General features: G+C 54.5%; 16 protein-coding genes. 3 read left to right on the top strand and 13 right to left on the bottom strand.

The annotated features are described in order from the left end of the window. Positions 1 to 26: 26 nt before the first annotated feature. The 13 genes from thpR to B5F35_RS02640 all read right to left on the bottom strand — a co-directional run bounded on the left by thpR (position 27) and on the right by B5F35_RS02640 (position 12,359). Positions 27 to 581 carry an RNA 2',3'-cyclic phosphodiesterase gene (thpR, locus tag B5F35_RS02700; protein ID WP_162611309.1) on the bottom strand — a complete coding sequence of 185 codons (555 nt, stop codon included), beginning with the start codon at positions 579 to 581 and terminating at the stop codon, positions 27 to 29. A gap of 90 nt (positions 582 to 671) precedes the next feature. Continuing rightward, entirely contained in the window at positions 672 to 2,069 is a 1,398-nt protein-coding gene (gene scfB, locus B5F35_RS02695) for a thioether cross-link-forming SCIFF peptide maturase (RefSeq protein WP_087237809.1), read from the bottom strand. A gap of 118 nt (positions 2,070 to 2,187) precedes the next feature. Then, positions 2,188 to 2,334 carry a six-cysteine ranthipeptide SCIFF gene (gene scfA / locus B5F35_RS02690; RefSeq protein WP_087237807.1) on the bottom strand — a complete coding sequence of 49 codons (147 nt, stop codon included), beginning with the start codon at positions 2,332 to 2,334 and terminating at the stop codon, positions 2,188 to 2,190. Positions 2,335 to 2,472: 138 nt separating this feature from the next. Beyond that, positions 2,473 to 3,852 carry a citrate/2-methylcitrate synthase gene (locus B5F35_RS02685; RefSeq protein ID WP_087237805.1) on the bottom strand — a complete coding sequence of 460 codons (1,380 nt, stop codon included), beginning with the start codon at positions 3,850 to 3,852 and terminating at the stop codon, positions 2,473 to 2,475. Positions 3,853 to 4,084: 232 nt separating this feature from the next. Next, a complete protein-coding gene (locus B5F35_RS02680; protein ID WP_087237803.1) occupies positions 4,085 to 6,052 on the bottom strand; it encodes a bifunctional 4-hydroxy-3-methylbut-2-enyl diphosphate reductase/30S ribosomal protein S1 in 1,968 nt (655 codons plus the stop codon). Continuing rightward, positions 6,049 to 6,654, bottom strand: coding sequence for a lysophospholipid acyltransferase family protein (locus tag B5F35_RS02675; RefSeq protein WP_087237801.1), 606 nt, complete (start codon positions 6,652 to 6,654; stop codon positions 6,049 to 6,051). The genes B5F35_RS02680 and B5F35_RS02675 overlap by 4 nt, the downstream gene beginning before the upstream one ends. After that, complete coding sequence (locus B5F35_RS02670; RefSeq protein ID WP_087237799.1) at positions 6,651 to 7,283, bottom strand: lysophospholipid acyltransferase family protein; 633 nt, start codon at positions 7,281 to 7,283, stop codon at positions 6,651 to 6,653. Before B5F35_RS02670 ends, B5F35_RS02675 begins: the two co-directional genes overlap by 4 nt. A gap of 4 nt (positions 7,284 to 7,287) precedes the next feature. Continuing rightward, the gene (gene cmk, locus B5F35_RS02665; RefSeq protein ID WP_087237797.1) at positions 7,288 to 7,953 is read right to left on the bottom strand and encodes a (d)CMP kinase; all 666 of its coding nucleotides are present in this window, start codon (positions 7,951 to 7,953) and stop codon (positions 7,288 to 7,290) included. Beyond that, positions 7,950 to 9,212 carry a BaiN/RdsA family NAD(P)/FAD-dependent oxidoreductase gene (locus B5F35_RS02660; RefSeq protein ID WP_087237795.1) on the bottom strand — a complete coding sequence of 421 codons (1,263 nt, stop codon included), beginning with the start codon at positions 9,210 to 9,212 and terminating at the stop codon, positions 7,950 to 7,952. The genes cmk and B5F35_RS02660 overlap by 4 nt, the downstream gene beginning before the upstream one ends. Further along, on the bottom strand, positions 9,202 to 10,083 hold the full coding sequence (locus B5F35_RS02655; RefSeq protein ID WP_087237793.1) for a MurR/RpiR family transcriptional regulator: 882 nt from the start codon (positions 10,081 to 10,083) through the stop codon (positions 9,202 to 9,204). The genes B5F35_RS02660 and B5F35_RS02655 overlap by 11 nt, the downstream gene beginning before the upstream one ends. 191 nt (positions 10,084 to 10,274) lie before the next feature. Further along, complete coding sequence (locus B5F35_RS02650) at positions 10,275 to 10,817, bottom strand: hypothetical protein (protein WP_087237791.1); 543 nt, start codon at positions 10,815 to 10,817, stop codon at positions 10,275 to 10,277. After that, positions 10,808 to 11,464, bottom strand: a complete 657-nt coding sequence (locus tag B5F35_RS02645; protein ID WP_087237789.1) for a J domain-containing protein — start codon at positions 11,462 to 11,464, stop codon at positions 10,808 to 10,810. Before B5F35_RS02645 ends, B5F35_RS02650 begins: the two co-directional genes overlap by 10 nt. Next, complete coding sequence (locus B5F35_RS02640) at positions 11,448 to 12,359, bottom strand: DUF5685 family protein (protein WP_087237787.1); 912 nt, start codon at positions 12,357 to 12,359, stop codon at positions 11,448 to 11,450. Before B5F35_RS02640 ends, B5F35_RS02645 begins: the two co-directional genes overlap by 17 nt. 582 nt (positions 12,360 to 12,941) lie before the next feature. On the opposite strand from B5F35_RS02640, the gene B5F35_RS02635 reads away from it, so the two are divergent. From B5F35_RS02635 to uvrA, 3 genes are all read left to right on the top strand, one after another. Continuing rightward, on the top strand, positions 12,942 to 13,205 hold the full coding sequence (locus B5F35_RS02635) for a hypothetical protein (RefSeq protein ID WP_087237785.1): 264 nt from the start codon (positions 12,942 to 12,944) through the stop codon (positions 13,203 to 13,205). Positions 13,206 to 13,421: 216 nt separating this feature from the next. Further along, the gene (gene uvrB, locus B5F35_RS02630; RefSeq protein WP_087237783.1) at positions 13,422 to 15,419 is read left to right on the top strand and encodes an excinuclease ABC subunit UvrB; all 1,998 of its coding nucleotides are present in this window, start codon (positions 13,422 to 13,424) and stop codon (positions 15,417 to 15,419) included. Positions 15,420 to 15,480: 61 nt separating this feature from the next. Then, on the top strand, positions 15,481 to 18,318 hold the full coding sequence (gene uvrA / locus B5F35_RS02625; protein WP_087237781.1) for an excinuclease ABC subunit UvrA: 2,838 nt from the start codon (positions 15,481 to 15,483) through the stop codon (positions 18,316 to 18,318). The last annotated feature ends 53 nt before the right edge of the window (positions 18,319 to 18,371 follow it).

Below are 18,371 nucleotides of genomic sequence, written 5' to 3'. Positions count from 1 at the left end.
TTACGCATTCTTCTAGCATCTAATTGTTAATTTTCCGCATATTCATTCTTTGAAACCAAAGGTTTCCGAAAAAGCTCTGTATAGGTCAGAACACCTCGAATCCGTTCCGACTTCATCAGGCTCACAGCACGCACCTCCATCTGCGTTGGAGACACAGAGGCGGAAAAAGCTTTCCTGTCAAAAGAAGCGGGAACATGAACCTCTCGCGCCAGCGTCAAATGCGGCTGAAAGCGACGGGTTTCCAGTTGGAATCCTTCCCTTTGCAGATGTTCAGAAAGAACACTCTGCAAGCGTTTCAGCGGGGGAACCAAATCCACCCCCGCCCAAAACAACTCACTGTCTCCACGGCGGAAACTCCCCACACCCTTCAGAGAGAGACAAAAGGGCTCTGCCTTCAGCTGTTCTCCTGCTCGCCGGGCCGCTGAAAAACGTTCTGTCTCACCTAAAAAAGCCAAGGTCAGATGCAGATTTTCGCCGCGTGTATAATTTGCCCGAACCCCTTGAGCTTTCAAAAATTCCTGTGCCCCGGTAAGTGTCCGCTTCATTTCTTCCGAAAGCAAAATGGCATAAAACAGCCTCATCCTCTCTCCCCCTTTGATATTGTGGAACCCTGTTTTTCGCAGGCAAAAACGGCGGGCTTGACAGCTCGCCGTTTTCCTCATGCTTTCTTGTTATTCCTCAGCCTGTTCCGCGTCCTGCGCGGCTTCCGCTGCCTTAATCATGACGGCACACTCAATGCGTTTGCGCTGCAATTCACAGCCAATCTCATAATTGCCGTTGATATCGCCGCTGAAGTGGTAGGCATTGGCGGAACAGCCGCCGCTGCACCAGAACTTCGCGAAGCAGTCCTTACAGCTTTCTCTGGCGTAGACGTTGCAGAGCTTGAAGCGATCCTGAAGCTCTGTGTTTTTGACGCCTTCATAGACATTGCCCAGCAGGAAATCTGTATTTCCCACAAACTGATGGCAGGGATACAGATCGCCCCACGGCGTGACGGCAAGATATTCCGTACCAGCACCGCAGCCGGAAATACGCTTATAAATGCAGGGACCGCCGGTCAGGTCAATCATAAAGTGGAAGAAGTTGAAGCCCTTCCCCGCCTTACGTCTGGCCAGGATCTCCTTTGCCAGCTTATCATACTCCGCGCACAGCTCCGGAAGATCCTCTTCGCGGATGGCATACGGCTGGGACGCGGGAGCTACAACCGGCTCCACCGAGATCTGCTCAAAGCCCTGATCCGCCAGATGCAGAACGTCGCTTGCAAAGTCTTTGTTAAAATGTGTATAGGTTCCGCGGACATAATAGCGATCCTGCTGACGGCTTTCCGCTACCTTTTTGAATTTTGGGAGAATCAAATCGTAGCTGCTTCCATTTCCGTTACGGAAAGGACGCATCCGATCGTTGACCTCTTTGCGCCCGTCAATGCTCAGAACAATGTTACCCATCTCCTGGTTGACGAAGTCCAGAATTTCATCATTCAGCAAAACGCCGTTCGTGGTAATCGTGAAGCGGAATTTCTTATTGTGCTCCTTCTCCTGGCTGCGCCCATAGGCCACCAGCTGCTTGACCACATCAAAATTCATCAGCGGCTCGCCGCCGAAAAAGTCCACTTCCAGATTCACGCGGCTTCCGGAATTCTGAATGAGGAAATCCAGCGCCTGCTTTCCCACTTCAAAACTCATCAAAGCACGGCGGCCCATATATTCGCCTTCGTCGGCAAAGCAGTATTTGCATCCCAGATTGCAGTCGTGCGCGACATGCAGGCACAGCGCCTTCACCACTGCGTTCCGCTTCTTGAAATCAATCACAGCATCCCGGTATACATCCTCACTGAACAGGGAGCCATCCTCCTGAAGGGAACGGACATCTGCAATCACCTGCTCAATTTCCGCCTGCGTGATATCAGGCTGTCCCGCATACTTTTCCAGCATCGCCTGTGCAATCTCCGCCGGAGTGTTCTTTTCCCACAACTCGATCACATCATAAGCCAGGTCGTCCACCACATGGACACAGCCGCTGTTGACGTCCAGGACAATATTATATCCGTTGCTCTTATACTGATGAACCATTTTCCTATCCACTAACCCTTTCCGAATCTATGTACACAACAAATATCGCCGCACCGGATCCAGGGCGCACAAAGCGCGCCGCCAAAGACCGGGGCAGCGATACTCATAGAGACTGCTCTTATTTCTTCTTGTTTTCGCAGTGCTGGTTCGCAACCGTGCAGGAGGTCTTGCAGGCAGACTGGCAGGAGGTCTGGCATTCGCCGCATCCGCCAACCTTCAAGGTCTCCTTCAGGTTTCTGGAGTTCAAAGTCTGAATCCGCTTCATAAAATCAGTCTCCTTTCTCTGGAATCGCAAGCAGGGAGCATCTTTTGCGGACGCCCGAAGCCGATGCTTGTATTCATAAGAATAGCAAAAAACAAGAAACTTGTCAATCGTTCCCGGGCGGGAACAGGAACGAGCTCTTCAGCGTTCGTCCATACTGACGTAATCACGCACCTCGGAAATACTCTTATAAGCAGGACGGATGATTTTGCCGACATTGATCTGCTCTTCCAGCAGATGCGCGCTCCAGCCTGCGATACGAGCCATAGCAAACACAGGCGTAAACAGTTCTGTGGGCAGCCCCAGCATATGATACACGAAACCGCTGTAAAAGTCGATATTGGCGCTGACGCCCTTGTAAATCCGGCGTTCCTCCGCAATAACCTTCGGGGCCAGAGTCTCCACCAGCGAGTACAGGCCGTATTCCTTTTCCATTCCCTTTTCCTTCGCCAGATTGTGAACGAAGGATTTGAAGATGTTGGCACGCGGGTCAGAGATGGAATACACCGCATGCCCCATGCCGTAAATGAGGCCGGCCTTGTCAAATGCCTGCTTATGTAACAGAGCCCGCAGATAATCCGCGACCTTGCCCTCATCCGTCCAGTCGTCAATTTCCGCCTTCATCGCCTCAAACATTTCCACGACCTTAATGTTGGCGCCGCCATGACGCGGGCCCTTGAGCGAGCCCAGAGCCGCTGCAATCACAGAATAAACGTCTGAGCCGGAGGATGTGACCACATGCGTGGTAAAGGTCGAGTTGTTGCCGCCGCCGTGCTCCGCATGAAGCACAAGCGCCAAATCCAGGATGCGGGCTTCCAGCTCTGTATACTTACTGTCAATACGCAACATATGCAGGATATTCTCCGCGACAGAAAGCTCCGGACGCGGGGAATGGATGAAAAAGCTGTTGTTCAGCCGATCGTTGTCATAGCAATACGCCTGATACCCGTACACTGCAAGCTGAGGGAAAAGGGCAATCAGCTCAATACACTGGCGCAGGACATTGGCGCGCGAGGTATCGTTGGCCTTTTCATCGTAGGCATACAGCGTCAAAACACTGCGGGCCAGCGTGTTCATCATATCCTTTGTGGGAGCCTTCATGATAATGTCCCGCACAAAATTGGTGGGCAGCGAGCGGTAACGCGCCAGAAGAGCACGGAAATCCGCAAGCTCCTCCGCCTTGGGCAAATCTCCGAAAAGGAGCAGATAGATGATCTCCTCAAAACCAAAGCGTTTTTCCTTGATAAAACCGGCTACAATCTGCTCGATATCATAGCCACGGTAAAAAAGCTTGCCATCGCAGGGAACGCTCTTTCCATCCACAATCTTACTGGATTGAATATCCGAGATTTCCGTGAGGCCTGTCAGAACGCCTTTTCCGTTGATATCACGCAGTCCGCGTTTCACATCGTACTTTTCATACAGGCTCGTGTCTATGGTGCTGTGCTCCTCGCAAAGGCTTGCATAGCGCTCCATTTCCGGTGTGATTGCGAACAAATCAAACTCTTCGTTTTTTGCCATACTGTTTCTCTCCTCTCTTCCTTGGCGCTCCTGACTCAAATTTCGCCAAAAGGCCTTTCTGCGTTCGCTTCCTTACATACATATTTGTTACTTATTATACATGATATTCGTTTCTTATGCAAATATTTAATTGTAAAAAACTTATAAACTTTCATCCTTCTGCAAGATCGCAAAAAGCGGCAAGGCCTATAGCCTTGCCGCTTTTCCGTATCAATCTGTTTTCCGGTGCAGATTACTCCTCCACGGAATCCTCAGCGCCCGCAGACTCCTCTTCCAGGAGAGCACGGATGGAGAGGCTGACGCGCTTCTTCTCGAAATCGATCTCGGTGATCTTCACCTTCACAACGTCGCCAATCTTCAGCACGTCCTGGGGCTTCTCAATGCGGTGATCCGCAATCTGAGAAATATGAATCAGGCCGTCGATGCCGGGGATGATTCTCGCAAAGGCACCGAAGGTGGTCATGCCCACGACAGTCGCGTCGACCACGCTGCCCACAGGATACTCACGGCGCAGAACCTCCCACGGATTGTCCTCCTGACGCTTGTAGCCCAGGGAAATCTTGCCCTTCTCGCGATCCAGGCCCTTGATATAAACCTCAACCGTATCGCCCACATTCACAACCTCGCTCGGATGCTTAATGCGATCCCAGGAGAGCTCGGAGATGTGGATCATGCCGTCGATGCCGCCCAGGTCCACAAACGCGCCATAGGAGGTCAGGCTCTTTACCGTACCGGTATACTCCTTGCCTTCCTCAGCCGTCTCCCAGAACTTGTCGGCCAGAGCCTTGCGCTCGTCTGCCAGCACGGAACGGATGGAACCGACCGCACGGCGGCGGCCGCGGTTGACTTCAATGATGCGGAAACGCACGTCCTTCTTCAGCAGGCCCTCCAGCGGCTCGCCGCGGGAAGCGGTCGCCTGGGAAGCAGGGATAAAGACGCGCACGCCGTGCGTCACGGCGATGATGCCGCCCTTGGGCAGGATCTCGGTCACAGTGCCGTCGAGAATCGTTCCGTCCTCAGCAGCGGCGGCAACAGCCTCCCAGCCCTTCGCAGCGTCCAGACGCTTCTTGGAGAGCATGATCGTGCCCTCCTGGTCGTTGGTGCGCATAATCAGCAGCTCGATCTCGTCGCCAACCTTGACGATGTCCTCGGGCTTCACGTTCGGATCGGCGGACAGCTCGTCCACCGGGATGAAACCGGCCTGCTTTCTGCCGACGTCGACATAGACCTCATTGGGCGCAATACTGACAACCACACCGCGAACCTTTTCGTCTGTATTAAAACTTTTGAGGGATTCTTCAAGCATCGCCTCAAAGCTGGCGCCATCCTCCATCACATTGGGATCCTGATTTTCCTTGATTTCTGTCATGGTAACAAGTACCTCCTTTATAATGCTTGCCGGTGTGGATGCACCAGCAGTGATGCCAACGGTATCCGCTCCCCGCAGCGCTTCAAGAGGAAGCTCCCGCGCGTCCTCCACAAAATAGGAAGCGCAATTCCTTCTGCACACGTCAAACAGTTTCGCGGTGTTGGAGCTTTGCTTTCCTCCGACAATCACCATCGCATCACAGGTGCGGGAGAGGGCTTCCGCCTCCGATTGACGATTTGCAGTAGCATTACATATTGTATCAAAAATTGCGGCATTTGTATATACCTTATTTACGATTTTCAAACTATTTTTCCATTCTGCCACAGAAAAAGTCGTCTGAGATACAACACAAACTGGATTTTTACTCAAATCTTCATGGTTTTTTGTAAATTCTTCCAGCTCATGCACCCCGGAAAACACAAAGCATCCGCCGCGGCAGTGCCCCACAATCCCCTGCACCTCCGGGTGCGTCCTGTCTCCCGCAATGAGAACAAAGCGTCCCTCCTCGGATGCCTGCTGGACGATCCGGTGGATCTTCGCCACAAACGGGCAGGTCGCATCGACATACCGCACGCCGCCGCGCTCCGCCTCCTCCAGCACACTGCGCGCCACACCATGGGAGCGGATCACCAGCACGCCGCCGCGCGCTTCCTCCGGCGTCTGCGCGATTCGCACCCCGCGCGCCTCCAAAGAAGCCAATGTCTGCGGATTGTGGATAATGGGACCCAGTGTCCACACCTTCTCCCCCTCATCCAACAGGCGGTTCACCGTCTCAACAGCACGATTAACCCCAAAGCAGAAACCCGCCGTTTTCGCCACTGTAATCTTCAATGCTTTTCCTCCAACATTCCGTTGATTTCCTGGGACAATCTTGCCGCAGCGCGCCGCAGGCCGCTGCGCTCTCCCTGTGCTGAAAAGAGCGCTGAAGCAGGGATTGGATCGCCGAATCGGACGGTAACATGACTGCGCAGCCGCAGCAGCTCTCCACGGCAGTAAATGCTCACAGGAAGCACAGGCGCGCCGGACTTCTCCGCAAGAAGAGCAAACCCCGCCTTCGGCTGAAAGGGAGAGTTATCAAAGATGACGCGGCCCTGCGGAAAAATCCCCAGCACCTCACCCTTTTCCAAAACCTCGAGCGCCGTACGCACGGAGCCCGCATCGCCCTTGTCACGCTGAACAGGGAATGCTCCCATAGCATGCAGAAACCACGCCGCCAGACGGCCGTGATCCTCGAAAAGCTCCGACTTTGCCATATAACGAATCGGGCGGCGGAAAGGGACGGCAAGCAGAAGCGGATCGATCACCGATCGGTGGTTGGCGCACACAATCAGCGCCCCGTCACGCGGGATATGCTCTGTCCCCCGGTATTCCACCCGAAATATCAGGCGAGCCAGCGGCCCCAGCAAACGAAGCAGGACAAAATAGAGCTTCATCCGTTCATTTCCTTCAAATCCCGTTCCCGAAGCTTTGAAATTTCCCCCATTACCAAACGGCTGGCGTTGCGATATTCCGCACCCTTGCCTTCATGGATGCCCAATTCCTGCGGCTCTATCAGCTTGCCGTAGGAAATGACCACACGGTGAAACAGCTTCGGAAGCTTGCTTCCAACAGGCGTGATGCACACCGGTAGGATGGGAACCTGATGCTGATGCGCCAGCATAACAGCGCCTGCTTTCGGCTGTCCCAGCTCACCGCTGCGGGAGCGCGTTCCCTCAATGAAAATCCCTACAATATCCCCACGGCGCAGAACCTCTCCCGCATGGTCAATCGCTCCAACGTCCCCGCGCCCGCGCTGCACCGGAATACAGCCGAGCGAGCGGAGCAGCCAGGCCAGCGGTTTATTTTGAAACAGCTCGGCTTTGGAGAGAAAGAAAATCTGGCGCTTCTCGATACTGGCCAGACGGAGCGGATCGGAAATGGCGAGATGATTGGCGCAGAGAATGAAATTCCTGTCCTGCGGTATGTTTTCCCAATTTTTGACGGTATATGGGATAAAAGGCCAGACAACCGGCTGTGCCACAACTTTTCCGAAAGCGTAAAGCGGGGTCTTTTTTCTCTTCATTTTCTCACCCCCTCTTTGCTTCCACCAGAGAGGCAATTCGTTCCACCACCTCATCCAGAGTCAGACCGGTGCTGTCCAGCAGAACAGCGTCCTCTGCGGGGCGCAGAGGGGCAATTTCCCGGTGGGAATCCTGATAATCGCGCTCCTTCATATCGGACAGGATCTCGTCATAGGAGACCTCCTCGCCCTTGGCTTTCAACTCTTCAAAGCGGCGGCGGGCACGCTCCTCCGGGGAAGCCGTCAGAAAGATTTTGACCTGCGCCCAGGGCAGGACCACCGTGCCGATATCACGTCCATCCATGATGACGCTGTTCTTCTTCGCCAGATCCTGCTGCAAATCAAAGAGGAAGCGGCGCACGCAGGGCAGAGCGGAAAACTCCGAAGCCGCGCGGGAAGCATCGGGGGTACGGATGCTCCCCGTCACATCCTCCCCATTGACCAGCACACGCTGCTCCCCGTTTGAAAAGCGGATCGTGACTTCAAGGCCTTCCAATGCCTGTTCAACCCGCTCGACCTCCCCGGCAGCGATCCCTAAAGCGCGCATCCGGCAGCCCACCGCACGGTACATCGCCCCCGTATCCACATAAACAAATCCCAGCCGTTTTGCCGCGGCACGCGCGGCAGTGCTTTTTCCCGCACCGGCGGGCCCATCAATCGCAACTGCAGTCATTGCAGAATTCCTCCTTTTTTTGCTCGTGATGCAATGGCCTCCGCCGCAGCCCGTCCTGTGGAAAAAGCAATCTGCAAATTGAAACCGCCGGTGTATGCGTCCACGTCGATCACCTCGCCTGCAAAAAACAGATTCGGCACAAGCCTGGATTCCATTGTTTTGGGGTTCAACTCCTTCACGCTGACGCCGCCCGAGGTGACAATCGCCTCCGCGAGAGGACGGAATCCCCTGATCTCCACGGAGAAGCTTTTCAGCAGCCGCAGAAATTCCCAGCGCATTTCCCGGGTAATCGCATTGCATTTGCGATCCGGCTCGATCCCCGATCGGCGCACCACAACGGGGATCAGCTTGCGCGGCAGCAGCGCTCCGAGGGAATTGGCAAAATCCCGGTTCCTGTTTTCGGAAAAATCGCGCTGAAGCCGGGCGTCAAGCTGTTCGGGCGTTAAAGCCGGCTTGAGATCGATACGAATCTCGTACCGCCCCGCCTCCATCTCCCGCATATGGCTGCTGGCGCTCAGAATCACTGGGCCAGACAGTCCGAAATGTGTAAACAAAAGCTCTCCAAAATCGGAATAGACTTCTTTTTTCTTCTTTCTGTCCCATACAGACAAACTGATGTTCCGCAGGGAAAGGCCCATCATCTCGCGGCACAGATCGCCCTCTTCCACCAGCGGGACAAGAGATGGACGCAGGGGTGTTACGGCATGGCCTGCCTGCTCTGCCAGCCGGTATCCGTCCCCGGTCGAACCGGTACCCGGATAGGACGCACCGCCGCAGGCTATCAAGACAGCACCCGCACGCAGCTCCTCTCCGTTTTCCAGGCGGACGCCCACAGCACAGCCATCCTCCAGAAGAAGATCCCGCACAGCGGCATGGCGCACCTGACAGCCGTTTTTGCGCAGCCATCCCTCCAATGCGGCGGACACATCGGAAGCATGCTCCGAAACCGGAAACACCCGATTCCCGCGCTCTGTTTTGACCGGGACTCCCAACTCCTCAAAAAAGGCCATGACATCCTGCGGTGTAAACGCAGAAACCGCGCCGTACAGAAAGCGTCCGTTGGACGGGACGGAGGCAATAAGCTCCTGCACGGAGCAGTTATTTGTCAGATTACAGCGGCCTTTGCCGGTGATATTGATTTTCCGCCCCAGCCGATCGTTTTTTTCCAGCAGACAAACGGAGCAGCCCAGCTCCGCCGCCCGTCCGGCAGCCATCATTCCAGCCGCGCCGCCCCCGGCCACTATCAGATCAAGACTCATGCTCGCTCTTTTCATCCACCTTTTCGTATACGTTGTATTCGTCCCAAAGATGCTCCAGCTTGGTAAAGGTTTCCTCCGCGTTCTGCTTGCGCTTCATCGCGATGGTCACAATCAGGGCATTGATCAGGCTCAGCGGCGCGCACAGGGAATCCACGATGGAGGCGATATCACTGCGCGCCAGCAGAAGATAATCGGCCGGCTCTGCCAGCGGAGAAAGCGAGCTGTCGGTGATGGCAACCACCTTCGCACCGCTTTTGCGGGCAAAATTCAATGCCTTGACCGCCTTGCGGGAATACCGGGGAAAGCTGATGCCGATCACCACGTCGCCCTCGTCGATGCGGATCATCTGCTCAAAGATTTCCGCCTCACTGGTGGACTGCACCAGAATCACGTTTTCGAGTAAGAGCTTGAGATAATAAGAAATGAATGTGGCAAGCGCAAGCGAACTGCGCGCTCCCATAATGTACACCCGTTTCGCATTGGAGATCGCCTCCGCGGCGGCATAAAAATTCTCGTGGGAGGTTTCCTCCATCGTGCGCCGGATGATATCCATGTCCTGTGTAAACACGGAGTCCAGGATATCGTTGGAGCCAATCCGGTTCGCCGTCACCTCCATTCGCTGCACGCTGGTCAGTTTGTTGCGGATCATTTCCTGCATCGCCTGCTGCAGCTCCGGGTATCCGGTGTATCCGATCTCGGTGGCAAACCGCACTACGGTCGATTCGCTGACGCCCACCGTCGCTCCAAGACGCGACGCTGTCATAAAGGCCACACGATCGTAGTGTTCCATAATATATTTCGCAATCAATCGCTGCCCTTTGGAAAAGGTTGCCATGTTATTCTGGATCCGAACCGTCAGTAAATTATTCATTCCTGCATTTCATCCCCTGCTGATTTCTGTGCGTACAAACAGAAAGCCGCTTCGCGGCGTCCGGATCCAAAGCCGCCCGGACGCCGCGAAAAGCTTTTCACTACAATATTAAATAGTTTTTTCGCGAAAATCAAGTTCTTTTTCTTTTGACAAAAGAAAGCAGAGGCCGCAGCCTCTGCACCTCAAACAGCTTACTTTCGAAAAATTCGGGCAACCACGGGATGAAGTCTGCTCCAATAAAAGACCGCCACACCGCCAATGGCCCTATCATACAAGATAAACACCGCATTTCCGGCCAGCAGAAGCAGCCATTCCCCCCGTATTCCGGCCACAGAGAAGGACTCCTGCGGCAAACCGAGAAGATAAACCGCAATCAGATACAGCAAAACAGCGGCCGCATTGAACACCAGAAGCTTGAGCAGCCACTGAATCACCCGGCTGCGCAGGGGATCGAGCAGAGATTTCAGCGTAGGATAATATCCAAAAAACAGACAGAAGAAGCAGGCCGCTTCCTTGTCTGTTCCCAGAAGGAGCGAAAGAAGCCCTACCACCACATAACTGAAAAAAGCCCACTTCTTCCCCAGTTCCATCACAGCTGCCACCAACAGGACTCCGGCAATCGCCGGGAGCGCATAAGTCATGGTGGGAAACAGGCCTGCACCGACCACAAAGACAGCGGACAAAGCACACAGCACTCCGCAGAAGGCTATTTTTTCTCCCTGCTTCAGCAACATGAAATCAAGTCACCGCCCATACATTCACAGCAGCAATCCGCGCAAATCAGCCCTTGACAGACATCACAGGCAGAACAGCCGCCCATCTGCCCTCCGGGCTGATAGCCGCCGTAGCCGCCGCTGCGCTGGTTCATCACCTGATTCATGGCCGAACGATATTCCATGTTGCCCGGCTCCATCTGCGAGGCGCGGGAGAAATGATTATATGCCTCATCCAGCCAGCCGCGTTTATACAAAACCGTTCCTTTGAGAAAATACCACTCGGCGCTTCGCCCATCGGAAGGGACTCCGTTCAGGATCTGCTCGGCATCCGCGATTCGGCCGTTCATGATCAGGCTGCGCACATCGCGGAAGGAGGAACCGCTGTAATTGGAGTATCCGCCAGCGGAGCTGTTTTGATAGCCGCCGTTCTGGTAGCCCCCTGCCTGATAAGTTCCCGGATTCCCCTGAGGCCGTTTTCTGCGTTCCGCCATCACCTGGTCATACGCTTCGTTGACCTCTTTCATTTTCTCCGTTGCCAGATCCTCCAGAGGACTGTTCGCATAATTATCGGGGTGGTATTTCTTAGCCAGCTCCCGATACGCGGCTTTCACCTCGTCATCTGTCGCAGTAGGGGAAACACCCAGCACCTTATACGGATCCGACATTGCCATTCTCCTTCTTTTCCTGATACAAAATTTGCCGCTGCATCTGCGGCATTCCCTGTGTGATAATGTTGCGCAGGATAGATTCAAACTGTTGAAGTTCCAGCAGCGCAAATGACGTGTTCAGCTGGGCCATGGACATGTTCAGCGTTTCGTTGGCGTAATCACGCAGGCGGACTGCCTGGTCCTCGTCCAAAGTTCCCGCAAGGGAAAACTTCCGAACAAAGGGGTTGAACGATCCGCGGCGCAGATCGTCCTTCCAGTCATCCGCCGCGTCCATCAGGTAAATCCAGCGGCCCAGATGATACCCCAGCTGCCGCAAAACACGGCCCGACACGGCATCCTCCGTTTTCCCGCGGAACACAGCGTACACCAAAGCTTCTTCCAGAAGATGAGCCGTCGGATCCGCGCAGGCATCCAGCCCTGCTTCCGGATCCTGCTCCGCTTTGTCCTGTGCTTTAAGATAAGCGGCCGCAAGCTCCTCCAGATGGGAGAATCTCCTTTTCGCCCGGCGATACCCAGGCGATGCCAGCGGCGTCAAAAGCGCGGATCGCACTTTTTTGCCCGCTCCTTCGTCCTTTCGGTCATCCCGGAGCTTATACCAGGCAAGAATCACCGTGAGCGCGGCTGCCACATCCAGCGAGTCTCCCCGCGTCTGACAGAAACCGCAGCGTTTTACGGGATTTACCACACAGCGTTTCTGCTCAAAACCGGTACAGCCTCCCTCAATCCCCAGCAAAAGCATGGCAAGAAAGGTTCCGTCATAGCTGAGAGAAAGTCGGGAAATCGCTCCGCAGGTTTCTCCCAAACGGCGGCACAGACCGCAGTAAACGGCTCTGTACTGTTCCCATTCCTTCACAAGCAGCTCCGGCTTCCAAGGTCGGACATACCCAAACATGCAGCGCCTCCCGCCCGATAATCTTCCATTATTCTACTATAGAACCCCTCTTTGGAAATTAACGATTTGTAAATTTTCCGAAACCCCTTTTTACAGCGCTGGAACGCTCTGCGCACGCTTGACCCCTCAGGAACGCAAATGCTATAATATGACAGAAATCACCGCCGTGCGGGAAATTGTGCCTGCCATCCTATTTTCATACGGAAAACCCATGGAAAGCGGCGGAAATGAACTTATTTTGGACGACATGTATCTTTGCGAAGAAAGGAGGAAATACTATGAGAAAAGGACTTTCGATGGTTGTCTTTATCATCGGCATCGTTACGGTGCTCTGCGGCGCTGCCGCCACAGTCATGGGAGCGTTGGGGCTCGCTGCCGGGGATTAACGGTTCCTTGCTATTGATTTTCACGGAATTCTTGTATTTTATGCACAAAAAATTTCGATTTAAAACGATTTTCGTTTATTTTTTCGTCCCACTATACAAAAACCACCCCTTTCCCCTCTCGTGGATTCCTACAGAAATCTTCTTGTTTTTCGATAGGGAACGTGCTATGATCAGGGACAAAGGAGGGATATTTCCGATGAAACTCTATCATTTTACAGTGGGCGAGCTCGCCGCGCTGATGGAACGTGTGAAAGGAAATGTCGCCCTTATTATGGAGGACGGCGTAGCTTTTGCGATTAACAGCAAGCTTTCACAGCTTTATGCGCTGCGTATGCTGATGAACCAGTCCCCTGACGGCTACCTTTCCCCGGAGCTGCGTGTGGAAGATCCAAAGGATCGCGAATTGATTCTCAGCTATTTGATGCAGCGCTGTTCCCGCGTCAGTGGCTGGGCTTCCTGAATGTGCGAGGGCGGTGTTCCGAGAAGGAGCGCCGCCCTCCTTTTTTCGTTTCAGACTTCGGAAAGCCTCTCCCCTATCTTGACAGAAAGGGCGAAACATAGTACAATATCAGAATCAAACAAACGTTCCTAAAGCGGTCCTGCTTTCCCACAGCGCCGCCGGAAGCAAACGTCCTTTGTGGGAAAACGAAAAGACAAACGGAAAGCAGGTGACACCATGGCACAGCAGAAAGAACCGGATCGCTTTGTCCTCCGTTCCTCCTACCGCCCAACAGGCGACCAACCGGAAGCAATCGATCATCTTGTGCAGGGGCTTCAAAGCGGGATGCGTGAGCAGACACTTCTCGGCGTAACCGGCTCCGGCAAAACCTTCACCATGGCAAACGTGATCGAACGGATGCAGAGACCCACTCTGGTTCTGGCGCATAACAAAACCCTCGCCGCCCAGCTGTGCAGCGAGTTCCGCGAATTTTTTCCGGAATCCGCGGTCGAATATTTTGTATCCTACTACGATTACTACCAGCCGGAAGCCTATATTGCCACCACGGACACTTATATTGAAAAGGATTCCGCCATCAATGAGGAAATCGACAAACTGCGCCATTCCGCCACCAGCGCTCTTTCGGAGCGGCGGGATGTGATTATTGTCGCCAGCGTTTCCTGTATTTACAGCCTGGGTGATCCGATCGACTACCGCACGATGGTCATTTCCCTGCGTCCCGGCATGGAAAAAAGCCGGGATGAGCTTCTGCGCAAGCTGGTGGAAATCCAGTATGAACGCAATGACATCAATCTGGTCCGCAACAAATTCCGTGTCCGCGGTGATGTGGTGGAGATTTTCCCGGCGGAAAGCACGGACACCATTCTGCGTGTGGAATTTTTTGGCGATGAAATCGATCGCATCACCGAAATCAACGCCCTGACCGGCGAATTCAAGGCTAACCTCAAGCATGCCGCCATCTACCCCGCGTCTCACTACATCGTGCCACGTGAAAAAATGTTCCGCGCTGTCAAGGAAATTCAGGCCGAAATGGAGGAGAGGGTCAAATTCTTTGAGGAGAAAGGCAAGCTGATCGAAGCGCAGAGAATTCGGGAACGCACGCAGTATGACACAGAGCTTTTGGAGGAAATCGGCTTCTGCAAGGGAATCGAAAACTATTCCCGCGTGCTCTCCGGACGCGCGCCGGGCAGTATGCCGTGCACACTGCTGGACTATTTTCCGGAGGATTTTCTTCTGTTTGTGGACGAGTCCCATGTGACTCTGCCGCAGGTCCGCTCCATGTTCGCGGGCGATCAGGCCCGCAAAAAATCCCTCATTGATTTCGGCTTCCGCCTGCCGTCCGCTTATGACAATCGCCCGCTGAATTTCGACGAGTTTTACGGCCACGTCAACCAGGTGGTTTTTGTCAGTGCTACGCCAGGCGACTTTGAGAAGGAACATTCCTCTCAGGTGGTAGAGCAGGTGATCCGGCCTACAGGACTGCTGGATCCGGAAATCACCGTTAAACCCACCGACGGGCAGATCGACGATCTGATTTCCGAAATCAATGTGCGCACCGCAAAAGGCGAGCGCATCCTGGTCACTACGCTGACGAAGAAAATGGCGGAGGATTTGACCACCTACCTCGAAAACGTTGGGATCCGTGTGCGGTATATGCACCACGACATTGACACGGTGGAACGCATGGAAATTATCCGCGATCTGCGTCTTGGAGAATTTGACGTGCTGGTCGGCATCAACCTTCTGCGCGAGGGCCTGGATATCCCCGAGGTTTCCCTTGTGGCCATCCTGGACGCCGATAAGGAAGGCTTTCTTCGTTCGGAGCGTTCCCTGATCCAGACCATCGGCCGTGCGGCGCGAAATGCCGAGGGACAGGTTATTATGTATGCCGACAGCGTAACTCCCAGCATGGAGGCTGCTATCCGCGAAACCGAACGCCGCCGCTCCATTCAGATGAAATACAACGAGGAGCACGGAATCACCCCGAAAACCATTGTCAAAAAGGTATCGGACGTTCTGGAAATTTCCACGCACAAGGACGACGATGCGCCGGCCAAGGGCGGAAAGAAACGCCGCTTGAGCGCCGCCGAGAGAAAACAGATGATCGATCAGCTCACGCGCGAGATGAAAGCGGCCGCAAAGCTCCTCGAGTTTGAACATGCCGCATATCTGCGTGATAAAATCAAAAAATTACAGGAGAAAGGGACGCTCTAATCAGCGTCTCCCCCTCCAATATGCGGCATCCTTCTGCCGCGGGAAAGGCTGGGACCGGAATTTGAGTTCAAAGGATATTTTTGTCAAAGGCGCGCGGGAGCATAACCTGAAAAACATCGACATCCATATTCCCCGCGACAAGCTGATTGTATTTACAGGACTTTCCGGTTCCGGAAAGTCCTCGCTGGCGTTCGACACCATTTACGCGGAGGGCCAGAGACGGTATGTGGAGTCCCTGTCCTCCTACGCGCGTCAGTTTCTCGGCCAGATGGAAAAGCCGGATCTGGATTATATTGAAGGTCTCTCCCCTGCGATTTCCATTGACCAGAAAACCACGTCCAAGAATCCCCGCTCCACCGTGGGCACCGTGACGGAGATTTACGATTACCTGCGCCTGCTCTACGCGCGGATCGGCATCCCGCACTGCCCGGTGTGCGGGCGCGAAATCCGCCAGCAGACAATCGACCAGATTGTGGATCAGGTTATGGCACTGCCGGAGCGGAGCAAAATCCAGATCCTGGCCCCGATTGTCCGCGGCCGCAAGGGCGAGCATGTCAAGGAACTGGACAACGCCCGCCGCAGCGGCTTTGTCCGTGTGCGCTGCGACGGCATTCTCTATGATCTGTCTGAACCAATCAAGCTTGCCAAAAACAACAAGCATACCATCGAGATCGTGGTCGACCGTCTGGTGATTCAGGAATCCATTCGTTCCCGGCTGGCGGACTCCATTGAAACCGCTTCCTCGCTGACCGGCGGGATCTCCGTCGTCAGCGTACAAGACGGAGAGGACTACACCTTCTCGCAAAACTACGCTTGCCCGGAGCACGGCTACAGCATTGAAGAGCTGACGCCCCGCATGTTCTCCTTCAATAACCCCTACGGCGCATGCCCGAAATGCACCGGTCTGGGCGTTTTTATGAAGATCGATCCGGATCGTGTGATCCCGGACTGGAGCAAATCCATCCACGACGGCGGTCTCAAGGGCAGCGGCTGGGCCATGGAGGGCAACACCATTGCCGCTATGTATATGAACGCACTGGCAGAGCGCTACCACTTCTCACTGGACACGCCCTTGAGCGATCTGCCGAAGGAAATCATTGATATTTTGCTTTACGGCACCAAGGGCGAAAAGCTGACGCTGCACCGGGAAACAGCAAGCGGAAGCGGAACGTATCAGGCGGAATTTGAGGGAATCATCAACAACCTTGACCGGCGCTTCCGGGAAACGCAGAGCGCATGGATCAAAGAAGAGATCGAATCCTACATGAGCGCCATCCCCTGCGACGCCTGCCACGGCCAGCGTCTTTCCCCTCTGAGCCTGGCTGTCACGGTCGGCGGACTGAACATTGCGGAGCTTTGCGATCTCTCCGTCCTCAAAGCGCTGGCGTTTGTGGACAATCTCCAGCTGACTGACAAGGAAACCATGATCGCGCGAACCATCCTCAAGGAAATCAAGAGCCGTCTTGGTTTCCTTCAGAGTGTGGGACTGGGCTATCTGACACTCTCTCGCGCTGCAGGGACGCTGTCCGGCGGAGAGAGCCAGCGTATCCGGCTTGCCACCCAGATCGGCTCCTCTCTGATGGGTGTGCTCTATATTCTGGACGAGCCGAGCATCGGCCTGCATCAGCGCGACAACGACAAGCTGCTGGCCACGCTCAAGCATCTGCGCGATCTTGGCAATACAGTTATTGTGGTCGAGCATGACGAGGATACCATGCGCGCCGCGGATCACATTGTGGATATCGGCCCCGGTGCGGGTGTTCATGGCGGCGAAGTGGTCTATAACGGCGATGTGGAAGGGCTGATGCACTGCGAAAAAAGCATCACCGGACAATATCTGAGCGGCAGGAAGCAGGTGGAGGTTCCCGCACAGCGCCGCAAAGGCAACGGGAAAAAGCTGCGGATTATCGGAGCCGCACAGAACAACCTGCGCAATGTTACAGTGGACATCCCTCTGGGAGAATTTGTCTGTGTGACCGGTGTATCCGGATCCGGAAAATCGTCGCTCATCAACGAAATCCTCTACAAGCATCTGGCCTCTGTCCTCAACGGCGCACGCAGCCGTGCGGGAAAATTCCGTCAAATCAAAGGCGTGGAATTCCTGGACAAGGTGATCGAGATCAATCAGGCCCCTATCGGCAGGACCCCCCGCTCCAACCCGGCAACGTACACCGGCGTATTCGGGGACATCCGTGAGCTCTACGCTTCCACACAGGACGCGAAGCTGCGCGGCTACGGAGCAGGCCGCTTCTCCTTCAACGTCAAAGGCGGCCGGTGCGAAGCCTGCCAAGGCGACGGCATCATCAAGATTGAAATGCACTTTCTGCCGGACGTTTATGTTCCCTGTGATGTCTGCAAGGGCCGCCGGTACAACCGCGAAACACTGGAAATCAAGTACAAGGGCAAGAGCATTTACGATGTGCTCGAAATGACGGTGGATGAAGGGCTTGAATTTTTCAGCAGCCTGCCCCGGATTGCGCGCAAGCTGCAAACGCTTCAGGATGTAGGGCTGGGCTATATCAAAATCGGCCAGCCTGCCACCACACTTTCCGGAGGCGAAGCCCAGCGCGTCAAGCTGGCAACGGAGCTCAGCCGGCGCTCCACAGGCAAAACCATCTATATTCTGGACGAGCCCACCACCGGCCTGCACATTGCAGATGTGCACAAGCTGATTGAAGTGCTCCAAAAGCTGGTGGACAGCGGCAATACCGTTGTTGTCATTGAACACAACCTCGATCTGATCAAGACGGCCGACCATATCATTGACCTCGGACCAGAGGGCGGAGACGGCGGCGGCGAGATCATTGCCTGCGGCACACCGGAACAGGTGGCCCAAAACCCGGTTTCTTTTACCGGACAATACCTGCGCCGTCTGCTCCCATCCTGCTCAGAAAATTGAAAATCGGGAAACAAAAAGGATCGAAATGACGCTAATCCGCCCTTTCGATCCTT

The organism is Anaeromassilibacillus sp. An200, assembly GCF_002160025.1.
GTDB lineage: Bacteria > Bacillota > Clostridia > Oscillospirales > Acutalibacteraceae > Caccousia > Caccousia stercoris.
This window is presented reverse-complemented; position numbering and strand designations above follow the sequence as displayed.